General features: G+C 70.3%; 24 protein-coding genes and 1 pseudogene. 15 read left to right on the plus strand and 10 right to left on the minus strand.

The annotated features are described in order from the left end of the window. Positions 1-70: 70 nt before the first annotated feature. The gene (locus ACIQBL_RS15695; RefSeq protein WP_401941529.1) at positions 71-1,144 is read right to left on the minus strand and encodes an exo-alpha-sialidase; all 1,074 of its coding nucleotides are present in this window, start codon (positions 1,142-1,144) and stop codon (positions 71-73) included. A gap of 117 nt (positions 1,145-1,261) precedes the next feature. Between ACIQBL_RS15695 and ACIQBL_RS15700 the strand changes: the two genes are divergently transcribed. Then, positions 1,262-1,864: a hypothetical protein gene (locus tag ACIQBL_RS15700; protein ID WP_401941532.1), complete on the plus strand. Its 603-nt coding sequence runs from the start codon at positions 1,262-1,264 to the stop codon at positions 1,862-1,864. 90 nt (positions 1,865-1,954) lie between these two features. Next, positions 1,955-3,265, plus strand: coding sequence for an MFS transporter (locus ACIQBL_RS15705; protein WP_401941533.1), 1,311 nt, complete (start codon positions 1,955-1,957; stop codon positions 3,263-3,265). An 18-nt stretch (positions 3,266-3,283) separates the two neighbouring features. Here ACIQBL_RS15705 and ACIQBL_RS15710 read toward each other — a convergent pair whose 3' ends face one another. Further along, the gene (locus ACIQBL_RS15710; RefSeq protein WP_200691625.1) at positions 3,284-3,514 is read right to left on the minus strand and encodes a hypothetical protein; all 231 of its coding nucleotides are present in this window, start codon (positions 3,512-3,514) and stop codon (positions 3,284-3,286) included. A 58-nt stretch (positions 3,515-3,572) separates the two neighbouring features. Here ACIQBL_RS15710 and map point away from each other — a divergent pair, with 58 nt between their 5' ends. The 3 genes from map to ACIQBL_RS15725 all read left to right on the plus strand — a co-directional run bounded on the left by map (position 3,573) and on the right by ACIQBL_RS15725 (position 5,842). Then, the gene (map, locus tag ACIQBL_RS15715; RefSeq protein ID WP_401941536.1) at positions 3,573-4,430 is read left to right on the plus strand and encodes a type I methionyl aminopeptidase; all 858 of its coding nucleotides are present in this window, start codon (positions 3,573-3,575) and stop codon (positions 4,428-4,430) included. A gap of 111 nt (positions 4,431-4,541) precedes the next feature. Beyond that, positions 4,542-5,189: a heme oxygenase (biliverdin-producing) gene (locus ACIQBL_RS15720; protein ID WP_401941539.1), complete on the plus strand. Its 648-nt coding sequence runs from the start codon at positions 4,542-4,544 to the stop codon at positions 5,187-5,189. A gap of 47 nt (positions 5,190-5,236) precedes the next feature. Next, positions 5,237-5,842 carry a hypothetical protein gene (locus tag ACIQBL_RS15725; RefSeq protein WP_401941541.1) on the plus strand — a complete coding sequence of 202 codons (606 nt, stop codon included), beginning with the start codon at positions 5,237-5,239 and terminating at the stop codon, positions 5,840-5,842. Here the strand turns inward: ACIQBL_RS15725 and ACIQBL_RS15730 are convergent. After that, on the minus strand, positions 5,829-6,467 hold the full coding sequence (locus ACIQBL_RS15730) for a TetR/AcrR family transcriptional regulator (RefSeq protein WP_401941544.1): 639 nt from the start codon (positions 6,465-6,467) through the stop codon (positions 5,829-5,831). The two genes, ACIQBL_RS15725 and ACIQBL_RS15730, sit on opposite strands and share 14 nt — an antisense overlap. A gap of 285 nt (positions 6,468-6,752) precedes the next feature. On the opposite strand from ACIQBL_RS15730, the gene ACIQBL_RS15735 reads away from it, so the two are divergent. Then, positions 6,753-7,058 (plus strand): hypothetical protein, encoded by a 306-nt coding sequence (locus ACIQBL_RS15735; RefSeq protein ID WP_401941547.1) that lies wholly within the window; start codon positions 6,753-6,755, stop codon positions 7,056-7,058. A 253-nt stretch (positions 7,059-7,311) separates the two neighbouring features. On the opposite strand, the gene ACIQBL_RS15740 is transcribed toward ACIQBL_RS15735, so the two are convergent. Further along, positions 7,312-7,992, minus strand: coding sequence for an ATP-binding protein (locus ACIQBL_RS15740; protein ID WP_401941549.1), 681 nt, complete (start codon positions 7,990-7,992; stop codon positions 7,312-7,314). Positions 7,993-8,018: 26 nt separating this feature from the next. Between ACIQBL_RS15740 and ACIQBL_RS15745 the strand changes: the two genes are divergently transcribed. Together ACIQBL_RS15745 and ACIQBL_RS15750 are read left to right on the plus strand one after the other, a co-directional pair. Then, positions 8,019-8,867, plus strand: coding sequence for a helix-turn-helix domain-containing protein (locus ACIQBL_RS15745; RefSeq protein ID WP_401942518.1), 849 nt, complete (start codon positions 8,019-8,021; stop codon positions 8,865-8,867). After that, positions 8,791-8,976, plus strand: a complete 186-nt coding sequence (locus tag ACIQBL_RS15750) for a DUF397 domain-containing protein (RefSeq protein WP_401941552.1) — start codon at positions 8,791-8,793, stop codon at positions 8,974-8,976. The genes ACIQBL_RS15745 and ACIQBL_RS15750 overlap by 77 nt, the downstream gene beginning before the upstream one ends. Before the next feature lie 18 nt (positions 8,977-8,994). On the opposite strand, the gene ACIQBL_RS15755 is transcribed toward ACIQBL_RS15750, so the two are convergent. After that, entirely contained in the window at positions 8,995-9,639 is a 645-nt protein-coding gene (locus ACIQBL_RS15755; RefSeq protein WP_401941555.1) for a PhzF family phenazine biosynthesis protein, read from the minus strand. A gap of 215 nt (positions 9,640-9,854) precedes the next feature. Here ACIQBL_RS15755 and ACIQBL_RS15760 point away from each other — a divergent pair. The 5 genes and pseudogenes from ACIQBL_RS15760 to ACIQBL_RS15780 all read left to right on the plus strand — a co-directional run. Continuing rightward, positions 9,855-9,995: pseudogene (locus tag ACIQBL_RS15760) on the plus strand (hemin ABC transporter ATP-binding protein); the annotation flags it as partial. Between the two features lie 174 nt (positions 9,996-10,169). Continuing rightward, a complete protein-coding gene (efeO, locus tag ACIQBL_RS15765) occupies positions 10,170-11,306 on the plus strand; it encodes an iron uptake system protein EfeO (protein WP_401941556.1) in 1,137 nt (378 codons plus the stop codon). A 7-nt stretch (positions 11,307-11,313) separates the two neighbouring features. Continuing rightward, positions 11,314-12,600 carry an iron uptake transporter deferrochelatase/peroxidase subunit gene (gene efeB / locus ACIQBL_RS15770; RefSeq protein ID WP_401941559.1) on the plus strand — a complete coding sequence of 429 codons (1,287 nt, stop codon included), beginning with the start codon at positions 11,314-11,316 and terminating at the stop codon, positions 12,598-12,600. Positions 12,601-12,603: 3 nt separating this feature from the next. Beyond that, entirely contained in the window at positions 12,604-13,476 is an 873-nt protein-coding gene (efeU, locus tag ACIQBL_RS15775; protein ID WP_401941561.1) for an iron uptake transporter permease EfeU, read from the plus strand. Continuing rightward, entirely contained in the window at positions 13,436-14,428 is a 993-nt protein-coding gene (locus tag ACIQBL_RS15780; RefSeq protein ID WP_401941564.1) for a hypothetical protein, read from the plus strand. Before efeU ends, ACIQBL_RS15780 begins: the two co-directional genes overlap by 41 nt. 10 nt (positions 14,429-14,438) lie before the next feature. Here ACIQBL_RS15780 and ACIQBL_RS15785 read toward each other — a convergent pair whose 3' ends face one another. The 4 genes from ACIQBL_RS15785 to ACIQBL_RS15800 form a co-directional block, all read right to left on the minus strand. Next, positions 14,439-15,173: a bifunctional DNA primase/polymerase gene (locus ACIQBL_RS15785; protein WP_401941567.1), complete on the minus strand. Its 735-nt coding sequence runs from the start codon at positions 15,171-15,173 to the stop codon at positions 14,439-14,441. A gap of 169 nt (positions 15,174-15,342) precedes the next feature. Beyond that, the gene (locus ACIQBL_RS15790; protein ID WP_401941569.1) at positions 15,343-16,341 is read right to left on the minus strand and encodes a small ribosomal subunit Rsm22 family protein; all 999 of its coding nucleotides are present in this window, start codon (positions 16,339-16,341) and stop codon (positions 15,343-15,345) included. A gap of 114 nt (positions 16,342-16,455) precedes the next feature. Further along, entirely contained in the window at positions 16,456-17,631 is a 1,176-nt protein-coding gene (locus ACIQBL_RS15795; protein ID WP_401941571.1) for a serine hydrolase domain-containing protein, read from the minus strand. Then, positions 17,583-18,866: a multidrug effflux MFS transporter gene (locus ACIQBL_RS15800; protein ID WP_401941573.1), complete on the minus strand. Its 1,284-nt coding sequence runs from the start codon at positions 18,864-18,866 to the stop codon at positions 17,583-17,585. The genes ACIQBL_RS15795 and ACIQBL_RS15800 overlap by 49 nt, the downstream gene beginning before the upstream one ends. 87 nt (positions 18,867-18,953) lie before the next feature. On the opposite strand from ACIQBL_RS15800, the gene ACIQBL_RS15805 reads away from it, so the two are divergent. Together ACIQBL_RS15805 and ACIQBL_RS15810 are read left to right on the plus strand one after the other, a co-directional pair. Next, positions 18,954-19,952, plus strand: a complete 999-nt coding sequence (locus tag ACIQBL_RS15805; protein ID WP_401941576.1) for a Gfo/Idh/MocA family protein — start codon at positions 18,954-18,956, stop codon at positions 19,950-19,952. A gap of 16 nt (positions 19,953-19,968) precedes the next feature. Beyond that, positions 19,969-20,730: an SDR family oxidoreductase gene (locus ACIQBL_RS15810; RefSeq protein ID WP_401941578.1), complete on the plus strand. Its 762-nt coding sequence runs from the start codon at positions 19,969-19,971 to the stop codon at positions 20,728-20,730. A gap of 230 nt (positions 20,731-20,960) precedes the next feature. On the opposite strand, the gene ACIQBL_RS15815 is transcribed toward ACIQBL_RS15810, so the two are convergent. Then, the gene (locus ACIQBL_RS15815; RefSeq protein WP_401941580.1) at positions 20,961-22,142 is read right to left on the minus strand and encodes a D-alanyl-D-alanine carboxypeptidase family protein; all 1,182 of its coding nucleotides are present in this window, start codon (positions 22,140-22,142) and stop codon (positions 20,961-20,963) included. Positions 22,143-22,277 lie beyond the last annotated feature (135 nt).

The raw sequence follows: 22,277 nt of genomic DNA on the forward strand, positions 1-22,277 counted from the left end.
TTACGTCCGCCTCCGCACCCGTATCGGGTCAGGTGAGGACCGTCACGGGTGAGGAGAGGGCCGTCGCGGCTCAGGTGAGGTCCGTCACGGGCACCCGTCGGAACGTGATCGTCTCGTACGGTCCGAAGTCCCCGGTCTCGTAGAGGAGTCCGACCGTGTCGTCGTCGATCCGTACGAGGTCGGAGTAGGCGGCGGGCAGGCCGTCGACCGTGTGCACGGGGCGCCAGGTGGTGCCGGCGTCGGTGGAGGCGCGCAGGGTCATCAGGGCGCGGGCGGCCGGGTCGCCGGGGCCGGAGTACAGGAGCACGTCGGGGTCGCGGAGTTGGAGGACGCTCGCCTCGCAGACGGGGGCGGTGAGGCCGGTCTGCGGGCGGAAGGGTTTCACGAGGGTTCTGCCGCCGTCCTCGGAGTACGCGTCGGCGCGGTTGCCGGGGGACGGGGAGTCGTTGCGGGTGTTGAAGTAGACGCGCCCGTCCGGGAGTTCGGCGGCGGTGGTCTCGTTGCCGTTGATGCAGCCGTCGGTGTTCTCGTCGACGTAGCCGAGGTACCAGGTCTCGCCCTTGTCGTCGCTGAGCAGGCAGTGGCCGCTGTTGTACTTGGCCTCGTTGCCGACGTCGGTGCCGGTCGGCGGGATCGTGTGGTTGGCGGCGACGACCACGCGGCCGGTGCCCAACTGGAGCGCGTGCCCGGGTGTGGTGGCGTACCAGCGCCAGTCCGGCTTCTTCACCTGCTCGGTGATCTCCCGCGAACTCGACCAGGTGACACCGTCGTCGTCGCTGTACCGCACCCAGATCCTGCGTCCGTCGGCCGGTGTCACCTCGCCGCGCAGGATGGCGTCCTCGGTGGCGCCGGCGGTCGAACGGACGTAGACGAGCAGGACGCGGCCGGTGTCGAGGACGACGGGGGCCGGGTTGCCCGCGAGGTGTTCGCCGTTGGTGGCCGCGGTGGCGAGCGGGCCCCAGGTCCGGCCGCCGTCCGTGGAGCGCCGTAGGACGATGTCGATGTCGCCGTGGTCGCTCGCGGAGTCGACCCGCCCCTCGCAGAACGCCAGGACGGTACCGGCGCCGGTCACCACCACCGCCGGGATCCGGTAACTCGCGTAGCCCCCTTCGCCCGCGCGGAAGGGAACGGTGACTTCTGTCATGAGGCGACTCCCCAGGTGACTCTCTGTGTGTCCTATGGGCCCGCACCATCCCCAAGTTGGGCGAATTCGTGGTGAACTCCGCGTCACGAAGGGCCCGTTGCGGCAGGATGCGCGGACATGGACGCCGTACGGGTCGCGCTGTTGCGCGAAGTGCTCGCCGGGACCGAGTGGTTGGGGGCCACGCGACGGTTCGCGGGGGTGCTGCGCGGGTCCGTGGTGTCGCACGGCGGCGGGCTGCTGCTGGTGGGCACGCCCGCGTACGAGCCCTGGCATCTCGCGGCCCATCTGGTCGACGAGGCCGCCTGGTCGGGTACGCCCGAGTTGGCTCCGACTCTCGTACGGCATGACGCGCGGCCCTCCGATCCCGCCCATCTGGCCGTCGGGCTGGGGCGGATCGAGGCGGCCCGGCGTGGCGAGACGCTGTTGGTCGTGTCGCCGGAGGGTCCCGGTGATCCGCTGCTGGAGCGGGTGTCCGACGCGCGGCGGGCCGGGGCGACCGTCCTCTCGCTCGGCTCGGAGGACCGTGAACTGGCGTCCCTGGCCCACGAGTCGCTCGCCGTACCGGAGGGCATGGATCTGGACCTGGACACCGTGCAGCACCTGGTGAGCGCGGCGGCCGGGGAGAATGTGTTGCCGGCGGCGCGGGGGCGGCGGCGGTTCCGGGACCGGGTGTCGTGGCTGACCGAACAGTTGACGGCACCGCCGCCGGCCCGCTGGTAATTGTTTTCCCGCCCACCCGTCTCGGTCGGTCGAGAGGCGGACGAGAAAAGCGGTTGCCTCGCCCCCGCCTCCGGGTGATCGTGGCCCGTTGTGACCGCCGACTCCCCCACGCCCCGCCTCCGCGCCCTCCTCCCCGATCTCGCCCCCTGGCACGCCTCCGCCGACTTCCGCAGGCTCTGGCTCGCGGGGCTGATCTCGAACTTCGGCAACTTCCTGACGTTCGTCGCGCTCCCGGTGCAGATCAAGGAACTCACCGGCTCCGCGGCGGCGGTGGGCGCGGTCGGCGCCGTAGAACTGGTGCCGTTGATCGTGTTCGGGCTCTACGGCGGCGCGCTCGCCGACGCGTGGGACAAGCGCAAGCTGATCGTGTGGACCGAGGTCGGACAGGGCGTGCTGTGCGGGGCGTTGCTGTTCAACTCGCTGTTGCCGCACCCCGCCGTATGGCCGCTGTATGTGATCGCCGCGCTGACCTCCGTGCTCGGTTCGATCCAGCGGCCGGCGCTGGACTCGCTGTGGCCGCGGATCGTGGCCCACGACCACATGACGGCCGCGTCCGCGCTCAACTCCCTGCGCTGGACGGTCGGCGGGGTCACGGGACCGGCCGTGGCGGGTGTGGTGGTGGCGTTCGCGGGGCTGCCCTACGCGTTCGCGGCGGACACGCTGACGTTCGCGATCTCGGTCGCCCTGATCGTCCGTATCGCTGCCTCCCCCGGCACCCACGAGGCGCGGAAGCCCTCGCTGCGGTCGATCGCGGAGGGCGCCCGGTACGCGTGGAGCCGCAAGGAACTCCTCGGTACGTACGCCGTCGACCTCGCGGCGATGTTCTTCGCGATGCCGCTGGCGGTGCTGCCGTTCCTCGCGGACGACCTGCACGCGGAGTGGGCGCTGGGGCTGATGTACTCGACCGTCCCGGCCGGTGCCCTGCTGGTGAGCGTGACCAGCGGCTGGACCTCGCGGATCCACCGGCACGGGCGGATGGTGGTGCTGTCGGCGGCGCTGTGGGGCGCGGCGATCGCCTGCGCGGGTGCCGTGGGCAACGTATGGCTGGTGCTGCTGTTCCTCACCGTCGCGGGCGGCTGCGACATGGTGAGCGGCATCTTCCGCGGGGTGATGTGGAACCAGACGATCCCGGACGAGCTGCGCGGCCGGCTCGCCGGGATCGAGCTGCTGTCGTACTCGGTGGGCCCGCAGCTGGGTCAGGTCCGGTCGGGCGGCATGGCCGCGTTGACCGGGGTGCGGACGTCGGTGTGGGCGGGCGGGCTGATGTGTGTGGGCGCGGTGGGGCTGCTGGCCGCGGGGCTGCCGAAGCTGATGTCGTACGACGCGCGGACGAACGAGCACGCGCTGCGGCTGAAGGAGCGGCGGGCGACGGCGACGGCCACGACGGCGGCCGAGGTCTGATCAGTTGCCCGTGCCTGATCAGTCGTCCTCGGCGCTGCCCTTCGTGGCGTCGTGCCACTTGGGGTCGGTCTCCCACTCCAGGTTGCGCTCGCGGGCCGTCTCCATCGCGTGCTCGGCCTCCGCGCGGGTGGCGTACGGCCCGAACCGGTCCTTGGCGGGGCACTCGGGCCCCTCCTCGACCTTCTTGTGTTCGAGGCAGTAGTACCACTCGCCGGGCTTCCCGACCGTGCGCTTCTTGAACAGGGCCATCAACGGCTCCTTTCCCTACGGCCATGTTCCCCCATGACCGCTGGTTAGACTCGCTGGCATGTCTGGCCAGTCGCTGCTCGTACCAGGGGAGCTCTCTCCCACCCGTTCCGTGCCCGGAAACATCCGTCGCCCCGAGTACGTCGGCAAACCCGCGCCGACTCCGTACACGGGGCCGGAGGTGCAGACCCCCGAGACGATCGAGGCGATGCGGATCGCCGGGCGGATCGCCGCGCGGGCGATGGCGGAGGCCGCGAAGATCATCTCGCCGGGGGTGACCACGGACGAGATCGACAAGGTGGCGCACGAGTACATGTGCGACCACGGCGCCTACCCGTCCACGCTCGGCTACCGCGGCTTCCCCAAGTCCCTGTGCACCTCGCTCAACGAGGTGATCTGCCACGGCATTCCGGACTCCACGGTGCTGCGCGACGGCGACATCATCAACCTCGACGTGACGGCGTACATCGGCGGGGTGCACGGCGACAACAACGCGACGTACCTGGTCGGCGACGTCGACGAGGAGAGCCGGCTGCTGGTGGAGCGCACCCGCGAGTCCCTCGACCGCGCGATCAAGGCGGTCCGGCCCGGCCGCCAGATCAACATCATCGGCCGGGTCATCGAGTCGTACGCCAAGCGCTTCGGGTACGGCGTGGTCCGGGACTTCACCGGCCACGGCATCAACTCGTCCTTCCACTCCGGCCTGATCGTCCCGCACTACGACAGCCCGCACGCGACGACGGTCATCCAGCCCGGGATGACGTTCACGATCGAGCCGATGCTGACGCTGGGGACGTACGAGTACGACATGTGGGACGACGGGTGGACGGTCGTCACGAAGGACCGGAAGCGGACGGCGCAGTTCGAGCACACGTTGGTGGTGACGGAGACGGGGGCGGAGGTTCTCACCCTCCCGTAGCACGTCAGGACCCGTCCTCTGCTGAGGGCGGGTCCTTTCTTGTACGCTTTTACCGACAGGATGTCGGCAACCCGTTGACTTAGGTAAGGCTTGCCTTAGAGGATAGGACTCATGGACTCCTTCTCGACAGTCATCCGCACCGCGTCCCACGAACAGCACGTGGAGGCGGAGACCTCCACGTTCATGAGCGATCTGCTCGGCGGCCGGCTGGGCGTCGAGGCGTACGCCCGGTACACCGAGCAACTGTGGTTCGTCTACGAGGCGTTGGAGACCGGCGCGGAGCGCCTCACGGCGGATCCGGTGGCCGGGGCGTTCATCCGGGCCGAGTTGTTCCGGCTGCCCGCGCTGGAGCGGGACCTGGAGCATCTGCGGGGTGCGGACTGGCGGGAAGGATTGACTGCGCTTCCTGCGACGCGGGCCTATGCCGAACGGGTGCGCGAGTGCGCGGAGTCGTGGCCGGCCGGGTACATCGCCCACCACTACACGCGTTACCTCGGGGATCTCTCCGGCGGGCAGATCATCCGGGACAAGGCGGAGCGGACGTGGGGGTTCGCGCGGCGGGGGGACGGAGTGCGGTTCTATGTGTTCGACGGGATCGGGAACCCGGCGGCGTTCAAGCGGGGGTACCGGGAGCTGTTGGATTCCGTGCGGGTCGATGACCTGGAGAAGCAGCGGGTCGTGGCGGAGTGCAAGCGGGCGTTCGCGTTGAACACCGGGGTCTTTCGGGCGCTGGGCGAGGAGTTCCCGCTGTCGGCGTGAACTCCCTGCGCTCAAAGGCGTAGAGGGGTCCTCGGGGGAGGCAGGGCATGGCCATTGAACTGGCGATCGCGCTGGGTGCTCTCGTGGCACGCACGGCGGTCGCCCGGCTGATCGCCGGTCAGGCCATGGACAACGCGGCCTGGGCCGGTGCGGCGAGTCAGGTCGTGGACGTCTTCGTCGGCACGGCGACCCGGCGGGAGTCCGGCTTCCAGCAACTCAGCCAGGGATTCGAGGTGTTGGGGCGGAAGACCGACGCCGTCGGCAAGCAGGTCGGTGACATCCCCGGGCGCGAGTTCGAGGAGTACATGGCCGCCGGACGCAGATACGTGCGCGACCTGCCCGACACCTGGCGGAGCGCGAGAGACCGCCGCGGACTGGTCCAGGACGCCCGCCGCGAGTTCGTCCATGCCTACGGCATCGCCGAGCACATGAGGTCACCTCACCGTCAGGCGCCGGCGGACGTGGCGATCGCCGGCTGTTGGCTGTGGGTCCCCTCACCGCCGGACGCGCGGAAGACGATCGGGGCGGCCCGGCAGATCCTGGAGACGGAACTGTTCCGCGGCTCGACGCTGCCCACCAAGTCGTCCGCGGACGTGCTGTACCGGTGCCGGTCCTACGGCGAGCAGCCGCGCACGGCCGTCAGCCGGCGGTGAGCCAGGTGGTGAGCAGGGCGTCCAGCAGGGCGTCGAAGTCGGGCCAGGGGACTGTGGGGCGGGCGGCTCGCAGCGTGATCAGGCCGTGGACGGCGGCCCAGAGGCAGAGGGTGGCGGGGTAGGGGTCGACGGGCTGGATGAGGCGGGCGTCGATGCAGCGGGTGATCACGTTCTGGACGGTCTGGATGACGGCGGCTCCGGGGCGTTCGCCGTCAGGGATGGCAGGGATGGCGCGGCGCGGGTTGGTCGTGGTGGGGACGGTGAACATGACGTGGTAGGCGTCGGGGTGGTCGGTGGCGAACTGGTAGTACGCCTGGATGGCGGCGCGCAATTGCGCGGCGGGGCTGGTGTGCTGGGCTACGGCGTCGTCCAGTTGCCGGGCCAGGTCGGCGAAGTGCTGCTGATAGACGGCGAGCAGCAGCGCGACTTTGTCGGGGAAGTGCAGGTAGACGCTGGTGGCCGCGATGCCGACCTCGCGCGCGACGGCGCGCAGGGACAGTGACTCGTGGGTGGCGCCGTTCTCCAGCAGCCGGTTGGCCGCGCTGATCAGGTCCTGGCGCAGCCGCTCACCCTTTCCGCGGGGGTTGCGGGTGTGGCGCGGGGTGTCGCCGGGTCGTGATGTCACGGTTGTTCTCCAGAAAGTGCGAGCCGAACGGGTTCCTGTGGGGCGGCCCCTTGACATCGGGCCGTCTGCCCTTGAGGCTACACATGAGGGTACTTCGTAGCGATACACGTAGCCTCACATGATAGGTCAGTGAGCCGAGGGGGCTGCACCGAAGGTGCGAACGGCTCGCGGACGACGGGGGTTCTTCGCAAGGCGCACGACGATCGCGTGCATCCTTCCGGTCATCCGCGATGGGTGAAGTCTGTCCCGGCCCGAAAATCCGAGCGGAAAAGGGAAGTGATTCACATGGCGGAATCGGTCAGCGTGTGGGGCATCGTGGCCAAGGACGGCTCGATTCTCTCCGGAACAGGGTTCAAGGTGGACCGCGTGGGAACGGGCGTGTACACCGTCTTATTCGACAGGACGTTCGTCGGGGTGCCGTCCGTCGTCACGACGCAGGTGTACCCGAACGACACCAGCTCCACCGGCGGGGACGTCCTGGACAACAGCGTCGTGGTCGGCATAAGCAGCGACCGCTTCCGGTCCATCACCGGCTCCTCGGCCAACGTCAAGGCCGACCGCGACTTCTCGTTCATCGCGATCGGGCACTGAGCACACCGGCTGAACGATCCACCGGGGGCTCCGCGCCACCGCACGCGGGGAGCCCCCGGGCTGTTGCCGGGAATCTGAGGAGTTCATGGCGCACGACGCACCGCCGGACGCGCTGTCGGCCGGCGGTGCGTTCACCGTCCGTTTCCGGTTCGTGTATTCCGGCGTGGCGCGTGCGGTTCCGGGGATGTTCCGACGCGCGAATCCATGGTCGGCGGCAGTCCGCTGAGGCGCTCGATGGTGACGGCGATGGCCGTCAGGACGTGCTGAGTGTGGGCCTTTCAGCAACGCGATGCTCACGTACCCAAGCCCCATGCGCGTATCCCACGGGGTTCAGGTACTGGCTCACTTCCATGGGCGTGACGTATGTACCACGCTCACCGGTCACGCCGACCCGCCGGGCCCGCGTCAGTCCGGCCGGCGACTTCCCTTTCTCCAGCCGTGTGACCGTGTCCATGAACACCACGTCCTGGGAAGCCTCGTCCAGCAGCGAGGCCGGCACGACCGGAGAGTGGGAGGTGCCGATGATCTGGCGGAGGGCGCCACGATCGCCTTTGTCGGGCGTGCGCCAGGCGCCCCACACACGCTTGCTGTGACCGGGTCGGACCATGACCGCGGCCATGTCGCGCACGCTGGGCTCGGCCACGATGTCCGGTGCCTTCAGCTCCGCGAACACGGTTTTGCCGACGCCGCCCGCACGCTTCTCCACGCCCCAGCGGTGGGCGAACGCCTCGACCCGTACGCCTACCTGCCGATCACTCGGCACGGGTACGCGCAGCGCGTTGGTCACGAGTTCCGAGAGCACCAACTCGGCGTTGCCCAGGACCTCTTGATCGACACCCCAGTCACCGAGCACCGCGAGCAGCGCAGCCCGCGCTCTGGGCACGCTGCGATGGCAACGGGGCAGCCGGAAGGTGACTTCGTTCGGTGCGGCCATGCGGTGGCCTCCTCGGGACTCGGCGACTGTGGCGAACTCCCCGCAGTGCGGCTCCGCGTCACCGGGAAGCCGCGGGCCTGTCCACCACCGAGGCCGCCGGCGCGCTCGACTGCACCAAGGGCAAGATCAGCCGCATGGAGAACGGTCACGTTCTGGTGCGTACACCGGATGTGGTCGCATTGCTCCACGCGTACGGAACCGACGACTCGGAGACCCTGGAGCGGTTGACCCGCCTCACCCGGACCGCCAACCGCCGCCGCCGCCGTGAGGGTTGGTGGCATCAGTACGGCTCAGTGCGGGCCGATACGTATCGGGACTACATCGAGATGGAGTCCCTCTGCGAAAGCGTCCGCACCTTCCAGGCGCAGCTGATCCCAGGCCTTCTGCAAACCGCACAGTACGGACGAGCGGTGACTGTCGCCTCGCGTGCATGGCAGTCGTCCGAGGAGATCGACCAGTTCGTTCAGGTACGGCTCTCTCGGCAGCAACGGCTCCTCGACGAGCCCAGGTTGGCATTCTGGGCGGTACTCGCAGAGGGAGTGCTCCGCCAGGAGGTCGGCGGGCCCGACGTCCTGCGTGCCCAGCTGGAACACGTCGCCGAGATGGCGGTGCGCCCCAATATCACCGTCCAGGTCCTGCCGTTCTCGCGCGGGGCGCACTCAGGCATGTTCGGGCCGTACCTGTTGATGGGCTTTCCGCAGGTGACGGCACAGGATCTCGTACTGACGGAGACTCCCACGGGCAACACCTGGAGGGAGCGAGAGCTCGAAGTCGCCCGCTATCGGGCGCTCTTCGACGATGCGCGCACCGCTGCGCTGCCGTCGACGGAATCACTCGCACTCATCCGTCGCACTGCCAAGGAGTACGGTCCATGACCCACGAACGCCACGAAGCCTCTCGTCTCGGGACAGCAGGACCCCCACCGGGCCGGTCATAGCCTTCGGGCGTACCGCTTGGCGGGCCTTTGTCGCGCAGGTCGAGTAAGCCTGTTCCCGGAGACGTTCAGCGTTCCAGGAACACCCGGCCCCCGACCTCCACCCATCCCCCGGGCTGCGGAGCGGTGAGTATCTGGGAACCCGCGCCCTGTGTGATGTTGAGGGCGCGGCCCAACTGGTCGGTCAGCAACAACGCCGCCGCGCCCGTCGCCTCGTCCTCGTGGATGCCGTCGTCGCGGCCGGGGAAGGCGCGGGCGCGGACGCGGCCCGCTGCCTCGTCCTCCCAGGCCCAGGCGTAGATCCACTCGCCGAGTGGGGGCACGGGCAGGTCGTCGACCTCGGCGGCGGTGGCGTATTGGCGCAGGGTGCGGGGCGGGGCCCACTCCGGGAGGGCCTCGATCCAGCTGAACTCGCCGTCCAGGCGGGCGCCCACGATGCCCGCGGGGGTGACCAGTTCGGGTATGTCCAGGAGCCAGGCCGTGCCGACGCAGGGGTGTCCGGCGAAGGGCAGGCGCGTGGTCGGGGTGTAGATGTCGATGACTCCGCGCTCGGGGTCGTCGACGAACACGGTCTCGCTGAAGCCGAGTTTCCCGGCGAACACCTGCCGCTCGTCCGGGTCCGCCATGACGGAACCCTCGCGGACGACGCCGAGTTCGTTGCCGTATCCGCCGCTGGGGCCGCAGAAGACACGCAGCACGTCGTAATCAGTCACGGGGGCATTCAAACATCCCACCGGTGGCCGGGTCGTCCCAGGCGACGGAGCCGACCGAGGAAGGGTGCCCTGAAAAAATGTGACACTCGCAGGTGCGAGTGTCACATTTCCGCAGACCAGGTACCCCGCCGGCCGCCCGCGCCCGCCGCCACGGTGATCGCCGCCGCCGTGCCCAGCGCCGCCGCCGGTATGCCGGAACCCGTCGAGGCGAGGGAGCCGGTCGCGCCGCCGCCGACGGGCCGCCGGGGGAGGTCTTCACCGAGGAGTTGCTGTCGGACGTCTACGACCAGCCGGTCGAGGTCTTCCCTCATCCGCGCACGGGAGCGGTCGTCGTGGCCCCGCATCGCCCGACTTGACCTCCCCTTGACCCTCCCTTGGTGTGTGTTTTTCGCCATCGAGATCGAGCCGTGTCTGTGATTTTCCCGTGGACAGTGAATACCCACCCAGGCGGGTATGACTGAGGTAAGCCTCAGGTAAGTTAGGGCAGCCTCACCACACTGCCTCACCACACACTCCCGCTTGGAGCCTGCATGCGTGCCGTCCGACTCCCCGTCGTCACCGCCGTCGCCGCCGCGGCGGCCCTGACCGCCGTCACGGCGTGCACCGCGAAGAGCGACGCCAAGGACGGCGACGCGATCCAGGTGACCGCGGCCGACTCCAAGTGCACGACCTCGACCAAGTCGATCCCGGCCGGACAGGTCACGCTGAAGATCGAGAACACCGGCTCGAAGGCGACCGAGGTCGAGATCCTCTTCCCGGACGACCGGATCGTCACCGAGAAGGAGAACATCGGGCCGGGGACCAAGTACACGCTCACCGCCGAGGTGAAGGCGGGGTCGTACGAGATCGCCTGCCGGCCCGGTATGAAGGGCCACGGCGTCCGGCAGAAGCTGACCGTCACCGGTGGCTCGGTCGCCAAGCGCGACCCGAAGCTGGACGCGGCCGTCGCCGCCTACCGCGAGTACGCGCAGAACGAGGCCGACGCGACGATCCCGAAGGTCGAGACCTTCGTCAACGCCATCAAGGCGGGCGACCTCACCGCCGCCAAGAACGCCTACGCCCCCTCCCGCGTCGGCTGGGAGACCACCGAGCCGATCGCCGAGTCGTTCGGGGACATCGACCCCAAGACCGACACCCGCGTCAACGACCTGGAGAAGGGCCAGAAGTGGACCGGCTGGCACGCGCTGGAGAAGGCGCTGTGGCAGGACAAGAAGATCGGCGCCGAGCAGAAGGCCCTCGCCGACGAGCTGCTCACCGATCTGAAGGACTGGCAGAAGCGGGTCGGCAAGGCCGAGATCACCCCGACCTCCATGGCCAACGGCGCCAAGGAACTCCTCGACGAGGTCGCCACCGGCAAGGTCACCGGCGAGGAGGACCGCTACTCGCACACCGACCTGAGCGACTTCAAGGCCAACGTCGACGGCGCGCAGAAGGCGTACGAGCTGCTGAAGCCGGTCGCGCAGAAGAACGACGCGGCGCTGACCGCCGAGCTGGACAAGCAGTTCGCCGCGATCGGCACGCTGCTCGAGAAGTACCGCTCGACTTCGACCTCGGACGGCTTCGTGTCGTACGACAAGGTCACCAAGGACCAGCGCAAGGAGCTGTCGGACGCGGTCAACGCCCTCGCGGAGCCGCTGTCCAAGCTCGCCGCCGCCGTTGTGAAGTAGGCCTGAAATGACCGAAGTTCAGGAGAGCGAAGTCCAGCAGAGCGGTGCTCCGTCCCGCCGTTCGCTGATCGGCTGGGGCGGTGCCGGGCTCGCGCTCGGTGCCGTCGCGGCCGGTGGCGCGGTGGCGATGACGCGTGTCGGTGAGGACGTCGATCCGGCGGGCGCCGAGACGGGCGCCGCGGTCGCCTTCCACGGCGCCAACCAGGCGGGCATCGCCACGCCCGTGCAGGACCGGCTGCACTTCGCCGCGTTCGACGTGAAGACCGACGACCGCGCCGAGTTCGTGCGGATGCTGAAGGACTGGACGGCCGCCGCCCGCCGGATGACCGGCGGGCACGCGGTCGGCGAGGGGGCCTACGGCGGGCTCGCCGAGGCGCCGCCGGACGACACCGGTGAGGCGCTGGGGCTGAAGCCGTCGCGGCTGACCCTCACCATCGGCTTCGGGCCGTCGTTCTTCGAGAAGTTCGGGCTCGAGGACGCTCGCCCCGACGCCCTCGTCGACCTTCCCCAGTTCCCCGGCGACAACTTCGACAAGTCCCGTACAGGCGGCGACCTTTGTGTGCAGGCCTGTGCGGACGACCCGCAGGTCGCCGTGCACGCGATCCGCAACCTGGCCCGTATCGGCTTCGGCAAGGTCGCCATCCGCTGGTCCCAACTCGGCTTCGGGAAAACGTCGTCCACGACCCCCGGTGCCCAAACGCCCCGCAATCTCATGGGGTTCAAGGACGGCACCCGCAACATCGCGGGCACCGAGACGGACCGGCTGAAGAAGTTCGTGTGGGTCGACGAGGGGGACGTCGGCACGAACTCGGCCTGGATGACCGGGGGTTCGTATCTCGTCGCCCGGCGCATCCGGATGAACATCGAGACCTGGGACCGGACCTCCCTCCAGGAGCAGGAGGACGTCTTCGGCCGGGACAAGGGCGAGGGCGCGCCGGTCGGCAAGGCGAAGGAGCACGACGCGCCGTTCCTGAAGGCGATGAAGCCCGACGCGCACGTCCGGCTCGCGCACCCCGAGTCCAACGGCGGGGTCACGATCCTGCGCCGGGGCTACTCCTTCACCGATGGCACCGACGGCCTCGGCCGTCTCGAAGCGGGCCTGTTCTTCCTGGCCTACCAGCGCGACGTCCGCAAGGGATTCATCCCGCTGCAGCGCAGGCTGTCGGCGACCGACGCGCTCAACGAGTACATCCAGCACGTGGGTTCGGCGGTCTTCGCCGTCCCGCCGGGCGTGCGTGACAAGGACGACTGGTGGGGCAGCACGCTGTTCTCCCAGGACGCGAAGGAGTCGTAGACCGTGTTCTCCAACTATCTGATCGGTCTGCGCGAGGGGCTGGAAGCCAGCCTCGTCGTCTGCATCCTGATCGCCTATCTGGTCAAGACGGACCGGCGGGACGCGCTGAAGCCGATCTGGATCGGCATCGCCGTCGCGGTGCTCATCGCGATGGGCTTCGGCTGCGCGCTCGAATTCGGCTCCCAGGAGCTGACGTTCGAGGCACAGGAGGCGCTCGGCGGTTCGCTGTCGGTCGTCGCGGTCGGTCTGGTGACGTGGATGGTGTTCTGGATGCGGCGCACCGCCCGGCACCTGAAGTCCGACCTGCACGGCAAGCTGGACGCGGCCCTCGCGATGGGTACGGGCGCGCTGGTCGCCACCGCGTTCCTCGCCGTCGGCCGCGAGGGCCTGGAGACCGCCCTGTTCGTATGGGCGTCGGTGCACGCGGCGAGCGACGGCACCCCGCGCCCGCTGGTCGGCGTGGCCCTCGGCCTGGCCAGCGCCGTGTTCCTGGGCTGGCTGTTCTACCGCGGCGCGTTGAAGATCAACCTCGCCAAGTTCTTCACCTGGACCGGCGCGATGCTGGTCGTCGTGGCGGCGGGCGTGCTGGCCTACGGCTTCCACGATCTCCAGGAGGCCGACTGGATCCCGGGGTTGACGAACCTGGCGTTCGACATCAGCGGCACGATCCCGCCGGACAGCTGGTACGGCACGCTCCTCAAGGGCGTGTTCAACTTCCAGCCGGACCCGACCGTTCTCCAGGTCACGGTGTGGCTGCTGTACCTGGTCCCCACACTCACGCTGTTCTTCGTCCCGGTAGGGTTCGCCTCCGGGAAGGGGAAGGTGAAGGTAGCTGATGAGCAGGGACCGAAGCCCTCGGAGGCCTCGAAGGCTTGACCGGAGCGCCCTCATAGCGGCCTCGTTGACCGCATTGTCCTTGACGGCGAGCGGTTGTGTGGTGGTCCACGGGGAACGCGAGGTCCTCCCGGCCACCACCCGCGCCGAGGCCGCCACGGCACTCCAGCAGTTCACGACCGCGTACAACGCGGCCGACAAGGCGTACGACAGTTCCCTGGACGCCGCTCATGTCACCGGCGCGCTCGGTGACATCGACGCGGCGCGGCTGAAGGCGGGGCACACCAACTACCCGGCCGGTAACCCGAATTACGCTCCGCTGAAGCTGACGGACGCCAAGTTCACCATCCCGAAGAAGGCCGGCTGGCCGCGCTGGTTCGTCGCCGACACCGCCGCCAACAAGGGGGGCAGCGCCCGCTGGCTGCTGGTGTTCACCCGCGACGACCTGTCCGAGCCGTTCCAGGTGGCGTATCTGACGCTGCTCGCGCCCAGTGCCGTACCGGAGTTCAAGACCGACAAGGACGGCTGGGCCGAGGCCGTACCGGCGAACTCGGCCGAACTGGCGGTCGCGCCGGGCGAGTTGAGCCAGAGCTACGCGACGTATCTGAAGAGCGGCGGGACGGTCTTCGCCGACGGTACGCACACCAGCGCGTGGCGCGCGGACCGGGCGAAGAACGCCGCGAAGCCCGGTCTGGCCACCCAGTATCTCGACCAGCCGCTGACGAGCGGCGACTACGCGCCGCTGGCGCTGCGTACCGCGGACGGCGGGGCGCTGGTGTTCTTCACCACGCGCTACTTCCAGAAGGAGACCGCGGCGGCGGGCACGTCGGTGCCGGCCCAGAACAAGGACGTACAGGCGCTGACGACGGGCCGGGTCCAGCAGTCCCTCACCCTCCAACTCCTCTCCAACGAGGTGGCGTTGGATCCGAAGCGGGGCGGCAAGGTGTCGGTCCTTGGACGGATCGAGGGGCTGACCTCCGCACAGGGCGGCTGACCTCAGGTGGTCAACGGCCCAGCGGCCAGGCCGCGTTGGCCTGGTCCGGCTCCGCGCCGGCGTGGCGGGCGCAGGCGTCCGTGAGGGTTTCGAGGAGGGTCAGCGGGTCCGGCAGGGGATGCTCGGGGCCGCGTACCCAGTGCACGGACTGGTTCTCGCCCGGGAGTTGGGCCGGGGGGACGAGGACGTAGGACCCGCGGCAGTGCCAGCGCAGCCCGGGGTGTTCGTCCATCGTCTCGGGGTGGCAGTCCAGTTCGCACGGCCACCACTCGTCCTCGTCCTCGGGGGTGCCGCGGGTGAGGGTGAAGAAGAGCAGCCGTCCGTCGTCGCTCGCGGCGACCGGCCCGACCTCGACACCGGCGGCGAGCAGCCGCTCCAGTGCCTCGTGGCCGGCCTCCAGGGGGACGTCGAGGACGTCGTTGACCATCCCGGTCGCGGTGATGAAGTTGGCCTGCGGCTGGTGGCGGGCCCAGCGCTCGATCTGCGCGCGGTCGGTCGTGGACTGCGTCTGCCAGGCGAAGGACACCGGGTGGCGGGCCGGTGTGGGGCAGCCCACGCGGTCGCACGAACATCGGTAGCCCGGGGCCGGGTGCGCGGCGGGCGCGAGCGGCAGTCCCGCTCCGGCGGCGGCGAGCAGCAGCGCCTCACGTCCGCTGCCGTCGGGGACCTCCTGCGGGCGGCGTCCGCGCAGCCACGAGGAGAGTTTGCCCTGCCGACCGGTCCGGCCACCGAACGTCGCGCTCATCTATCTCCTCGCCCTGCTGTTGTCGCCCTGCCGTTGTGCGGAGAACTTCCCCTATGGTCCCACCATCCTGCGCTCCGAGTGGCGGGACCCCGTATCCGGGGTGGGTGGGACGAGACACACCGAGACCCAGATCACCGCCTATCACATGATTTGCCGGGATTTACGGTCTTCAGGGCCGCGGCGGCCACGGGTCACCCCAGTCCGCGTCCCGTGCCGCCTTGTACAGGTCGCCGTGGCGTTTGGTGACCGTCGTCCGGCGCAGCTGTTCGTCGGTCTCGCAGAGGTCGAGGAGTACCTGCCCCTTGCGGATCTGCGGGCGTCTGACGATGCGGGCGGGCGCGGGCGCGGGGACGGGTTCGACGGGGAAGCGGGCGGCGGCCACGTAGCTGAACTTCTCGTCCTCGTACGGCAGGGAGCCGCCCTTGACCTTGCGGTGCAGGGAGGAACGGCTGACGCGCGTCGAGAAGTGGCACCAGTCCTCGCCGGGGACGATGGGGCAGCCGGCGCTGTGGGGGCAGGGGGCGGCGATGCGGAAACCGGCGGCGATCAGGCGGTCGCGGGCCTCGATCACCCGGGCGTAGCCGTCCGGGGTGCCCGCTTCGACGATCACTACGGCCTGGGCCGCGTGTGCGGCGGCGTCGACGAGGGCGGCCCGGTCGGGGGCGGTGAGTTCGTTGAGGACGTAGGAGACGGTGACGAGGTCGGTGGCGTCGAGGGTGAGCGCCGATCCGATCCGGGCGTGGCGCCAACTGGCGTTCCGCAGGCCCGGGTTGGCGGTCGCGATCTCTTTCCCGAGGGCGAGGGCGGGTTCGGCCCAGTCGAGTACGGTCACCGGGCGGTCGCCGGACCAGGTGGCGGTGACGGCCCAGGTCGCGGCGCCGGTGCCGCCGCCGATGTCCACGTGTCCCTGCGGGGCCCAGTCGGGTACGGCGTCCGCGAACTCGTCCAGCGCGGAGCGGACCGCCTCGAAGGTCGCCGGCATCCGGTACGCGGCGTACGCGACGACGTCCGCGCGGTCCCTGAGGATCGGGGCGTCGGTCGGGGTGACCCCCCTGTAGCTGGCGATCAGCCGCTCCACGGCACCGGCGGCCTGCCTGGGCGGAAGCCCGTCGAGCAGCGTGGCGAGAGCGGTACGGAGGGTTTGAGCCGGGGTCACGGGGTCGTTCACTCGCCGATTCTAAGTGGGCCGGGGTGGAGGCGGGCGTCGTCCCTGGGGCTCCGCCCCCAGCCCCCCGTCCTTTGCCCACCCACCACCCGTTTACTGTCAGTCAAGAGGTGGCCGTCAAAAACCCCGCACCGCCCGCGCTACCCGCGTCCCCGCCGCCGCCCGCGGCCCACTGTCCGCATCCCTCCTCCGCGGATGGACGGTATTGGCCAGCAGCACCAAGAACGTGTCCGTCGCCGGGTCCAGTACCAGCGACGTCCCCGTGAACCCGGTGTGCCCGACCGCCCCGCGCCCCGCCAACTCCCCCATGAACCAGGCCTGGTCGACCGCGAAGCCGAGTCCCGGTGGCGTCAGCAGCAGCTCCACGAAGTCCGCGCCCAGGATGCGGGCGGGGCCGTAGGAACCGCCTGCCAGGAGGGTGCGGCAGAAGATCGCGAGGTCGCGGGCCGTGGAGAAGAGGCCCGCGTGGCCGGCGACGCCGCCGAGGGCCCAGGCGTTCTCGTCGTGGACGACGCCCCGCAGCATGCCCCGGTCCGCCTTGGCCCACGGGCGGCGCTCGTCCTCCGTGGCCGCCGCGCCGGGGCTGGGGCCGAAGTCGGTCGAGGTCATGCCGAGGGGGCGGGTGATCCCGTCGTGGACGAGGACGTCGAGGGTGCGTCCGCTGATGCGTTCCAGGACGAACTGGAGCAGGAGGAGGTTCAGGTCGGAGTACAGGTAGGTGCCCGGCTCTCCCGCCGGCGCCTCCGCCCGCAGCATTGCCAGGCGTTCCGTGTCGTCCGCGCAGTCGTAGAGCGGGAGTTCGGGTCGTAGGCCCGAGGTGTGGGTGAGGAGTTGGCGGACGGTGATGCCGTGGCGGGCGGCGGCGCGGAAGTCGGGGAGGTACGCGCCGACGCGGGCGTCGATGCCCAGCGTGCCCCGCTCGATCTGCTGCATGGCGGCGACCGCCGTGAACAGTTTGGTGAGGGAGGCCAGGTCGAAGGGGGTGTCGACCGTCGTCGGGATACGCGAGGCCGGTGGCAGTTCCACACCCCGGTCGGTCTCGGGGTCGTAGGCGGAGTAGCGGACGGCCCAGCCCGCCGCCTCCTCCACGGCGATCACCGGGCCGCGGCCGGCGACCACGACGGTGCCCGCCGCCCAGGGGCGGTCGCCGGTGGTGAGGTCGTGGACCTCCCGGACCAGGTGCCGGAGTTCCCCGGGATCGAGGCCGGCCCGTTCCGGGGTGTCGATGCGAAGTCTCGGGGCGCTCAGCTCCCCACTCCCTCCACGGTCGTACGTGTGTTCCAAGGACGGCACATTCCCACGAAGCAGGCCACCGCCACCAGTGCGGCCACCAGTTGGACGACCGCCATCGGGACGGCCGTGTGCTCACCCGCGATGCCGACGAGCGGGGAGGCTATGGCTCCGATCAGGAAGGAGGAGGTGCCCAGCAGCGCCGAGGCGGAGCCCGCCGAGTGCCGGGTGCGCATGAGGGCGAGGGTCTGGGCGTTGGGGAGGGTCACGCCCATCGCCGACATGAGGATGAAGAGGGCCGTGGCCACCGGGGCCAGGCCCACCTCCCCGAACACCCCCGTCGCCATCAGCAGCAGCGCCGTCGCGGCCAGCACCACCACCGCCAGGCCCGCACCCAGGACCTTGTCCATGGAGACCCGGCCCACCAGCAGCTTTCCGTTGATCTGGCCCACCGCGACCAGCCCCACCGAGTTGACGCCGAACAGCACGCTGAAGGTCTGCGGGGAGGCGCCGTAGATCTCCTGGACGACGAAGGGGGACGCCGAGATGTAGGCGAACAGGGCAGCGAAGGAGAAACCTCCCGTGAGCGTGTAGCCGGTGAAGGGGAGGTCGGCGAGGAGGCCGCGCATACCGCGCAGGGCCTCCGCCGTGCCGCCCGCGTGGCGGTCGGCAGGGGCGAGGGTCTCGGGGAGGCGGGTCCAGACGAGGACCGCCAGCGCCGCCCCGACGAAGGTCAGGATCACGAAGACGCCCCGCCAGTCCGTCACCCGGAGGATCTGGCCGCCGACCAGCGGCGCGACGATCGGGGCGACCCCGGAGACCAGCATCAGGGTGGAGAAGAAGCGGGCCATGGCGACGCCGTCGTACAGGTCGCGTACGACCGCTCGGGCGATCACTATCCCGGCGGCGCCCGCGAGGCCCTGGAGCAGCCGGAAGGCGACCAGGGACTCCACGTTCGGCGCGAACGCGCACAGGGCGGTGGCCAGGATGTAGACGGCCAGGCCGGTCAGCAGCGGGCGTCTGCGGCCCCACTTGTCGCTCATCGGGCCGACCACCAGCTGGCCCAGCGCCATGCCGGCGAGGCAGGCGGTGAGGGTGAGCTGCACGGTCGCGGCGGGGGCGTGCAGGGAGCGGGTGACCTCCGGGAGCGAGGGGAGGTACATGTCCATCGCCAGCGGCGGTGTCGCGGTGAGACCGCCGAGGACGAGGACGACGAGGAGGCCGGAGCGGCGGGTCGCCTCGGTCGGCGGTACGACGGACTGCGGCGTGCTCGGCGCCTGCGCCCTCTGCTCGGGCATGTGCCCCTCCCTCTCCGAGTGATCCGCCACCTATGCTCTCAGCTCGTACAGGGTGCCGAGGGTCTGGTGAGCGAGGGTGGGTCCGGAATGACGGAGCAGAGCGTGCGCTGGGGAGTCCTGGCGACCGGCGGGATCGCCGCCGCGTTCACGGCGGCGCTGGTCGATCTGCCGGACGCCGAGGTGGTCGCGGTGGCCTCGCGGACTCAGACGTCGGCGAAGGCGTTCGCGGAACGGTTCGGGATCGAGCGGGCCTACGGCGACTGGGCCGCGCTGGCGGCCGACGAGGACATCGATGTCGTCTACGTCGCCACCCCGCACTCGGCACACCGCACCGCGGCCGGTCTCTGTCTGGAGGCCGGGCGGAACGTGCTCGTCGAGAAGGCCTTCACCCTCAACTCCCGCGAGGCCGCGGAGCTTGTGGAACTGGCGAGTGCGCGCGGCAGCTTCCTGATGGAGGCCATGTGGATGTACTGCAATCCGCTGGTACGGCGGCTGAAATCCCTCGTCGACGACGGGGCGATCGGTGAAGTCCGCACCGTCCAGGCCGACTTCGGGCTCGCCGGACCCTTCCCTCCGTCACACCGGCTGCGCGACCCGGCGCAGGGCGGCGGCGCGCTGCTGGACCTCGGGGTGTACCCGGTGTCGTTCGCGCACCTGCTGCTCGGTGAGCCCGCCGGCATCAAGGCGTCGGCCGTGCTCTCCCCCGAGGGCGCCGACCTCCAGACCGCGGCCCTGTTCTCCTGGGACAGCGGCGCGCTGGCCGCGCTGCACTGCTCGATCGTCGGCGGTACGGGGACGTCGGCGTCGGTGACGGGTGCGCTGGGCCGGATCGACATCCCGGACGGCTTCTTCCACCCGGAGCGGTTCGTGCTGCACCGGGACGGCCGCGACCCCGAGGAGTTCGCCCTCGACCCGGCCGACGGGCCCCGCAACACGCTGCGGCACGAGGCGTCGGAGGTGATGCGGGCGCTGCGCGCCGGTGAGACCGAGTCGCCGCTGGTGCCGCTGGAGGGCACGCTCGCGGTGATGCGGACGCTGGACGCGGTGCGGGAGCGGATCGGGGTGCGGTATCCGCAGGAGGGGTGACTCGTAGGCTGCGGCCATGAACGCAACGCACTCGTCAAGGATCGCCGTGGTGACCGGCGCCGGCTCCGGGATCGGCCGCTCGGTCGCCGTGGAACTCCTGCGCGCGGGCTGGTCGGTGGCGCTGGCCGGCCGCCGCACCGGGACGCTGGAGGAGACGGCCGCGCTGGTGCCGGAGGGCGCCTCCCTCGTCGTAGGGACGGATGTGGCGCGGCCGGAGGACGTGGGTGCGCTGTTCGACGCGACCGTGGAGCGGTTCGGGCGGGTGGACCTGCTGTTCAACAACGCGGGGACGTTCGGGCCCGGTGGGGTGCCGGTGGAGGAGCTGCCCTACGACGCGTGGCGGCATGTGGTGGACACCAACCTCAACGGGGCGTTCCTGTGCGCGCAGGCGGCCTACCGGCGGATGAAGGAGCAGGTGCCGCAGGGCGGGCGGATCATCAACAACGGGTCGATCTCCGCTCATACTCCCCGGCCGCACTCCGTGGCCTACACCGCCACCAAGCACGCGCTGACGGGGCTGACGAAGTCGCTGTCGCTGGACGGGCGGCCGTACTCGATCGCGGTGGGGCAGATCGACATCGGGAACGCGGCGACGGACATGACGCGGCGGATGGAGACCGGGGCGTTGCAGGCCAACGGGGTGGTCGCCCCGGAACCGGTGATGGATGTCGCCGATGTGGCGCGCACCGTACGGCACATGGCGGAGCTGCCGTTGGAGGCGAATGTGCAGTTCGCGACGGTGCTGGCGACGGCGATGCCGTATGTGGGCCGGGGCTGAGCGATGGCCGATTCGATGTGCACAAGCGGAATTTGACCGTCCGCACCATTGCGCCCGGTTGCTGACTTATGCTCAACTCTTCTCCACCAAAGCTTCACAGTTGGAGCACTGAGCTTCCGCAGACCACACCCGAGGGGGGAGGCGACAGTCGTTCCACTGCCCGGGTGGGGGTGGGCCTCGCGTGGGACCGCGAGGTATCACACCGGGCAGTGGAACGGCTGTCGCACAGTTCAACTCCCTTGATCCTCTTCGGCCTTGGCCGCCGCCGCTACGGCCGCCCGGCGCCTGCGCAGCGCGAACGCGCCGCCCGCGAGCACCGCGACCGTCCCCGCCGCGCCTTCCAGCAGCCGCCAGGGCGAGGGACCGTCCGACGAGGAGGCAGCCGCGCCCGTGGCCCCCTGAGCGCCCTTGGCGCCCTTCCCCGACGCTGCGGCGCTCGCGGTCGCGCCGCCCTCGCTCAGCGGATCGACCAGCTTGCCCACCGCCTGCGCCGAACTCCCCTTGCCGAAGCCCCAGTCGAGCAGCGCGGCGGTCTCCTTGTAGACCTCGTTGCCGCCGTTCGCCGGGTGCATCACGGTGACCAGGAGGGTGCGGCCGTCGCGGGTGGCGGCGCCGGTGAAGGTGTTGCCGGCGTGGCTGGTGTAGCCGTTCTTCACGCCGATCATGCCCCGGTACGTGCCCAGTCCGTAGGCGCCGGTGAGCAGGCGGTCGGTGTTCTGGATCTGGAAGGTCTTCTTGCCGCCGGCCGGGAAGTTCGCGGTCCTGGTCGAGCAGTAGGCGCTGAAGTCCTCGTCGCGCAGCCCGTGCCGGGCGAAGAGCGTGAGGTCGTACGCCGACGAGACCTGCCCGGGGTGGTCGAAGCCGTCCGGGCTGACCACATGCGTGTCCAGGGCCTGGAGGTCGGCCGCCTTGGCCTGCATCTCGGCGACGGTCTTCGCGATGCCCCCGTTCATGTGGGCCAGCACGTGCACGGCGTCGTTGCCGGAGCGCAGGAAGACGCCCTGCCACAGCTGGTGGACGGTGTAGAGGATGCCGGGCTTGACGCCGACGAGGCTGGAGCCGGAGGGGACGTCGGCCAGGTCGGCGTCGGTCACCCGATACGTGCGGGTCCGCTCGAACTTCCCCAGCACGGTGTCGGCGAACAGCATCTTCAGCGTGGACGCGGGCGCGAGCCGCTGGTGCGCGCGGTACGAGGCGAGGACCTCGCCGGTCTCGTGGTCGGCGAGGATCCAGGAGCGGGCGGTGAGCTTCTTGGGCAGACCGGTGGCACCGCTCGTCTGGATCCCGTCGCGGGCCAGACGCTCACCGCCTATCGCCGTCGCCGCCGACGCGGGAGTGGCCGCCGCCAAGGGAAGGGCGGCGGCGGTCAGACCGAGAGCGGCACGCCGGGTGAGCCGAGAGGAATCGCGCATCCCGGGACCGTACAAAATCGGGCCGGGCCGGTGCACGGCGGGGTGTCGAAAAAACGTCGGAACGAAAGCACGGGAACCCATGTCAGCACGCCATTGAACAGGGGTTTCCTGGCAAGACGCCCTCCACAGGCTAGG

The sequence above is a fragment of the Streptomyces sp. NPDC088350 genome, assembly GCF_044753545.1.
GTDB lineage: Bacteria > Actinomycetota > Actinomycetes > Streptomycetales > Streptomycetaceae > Streptomyces.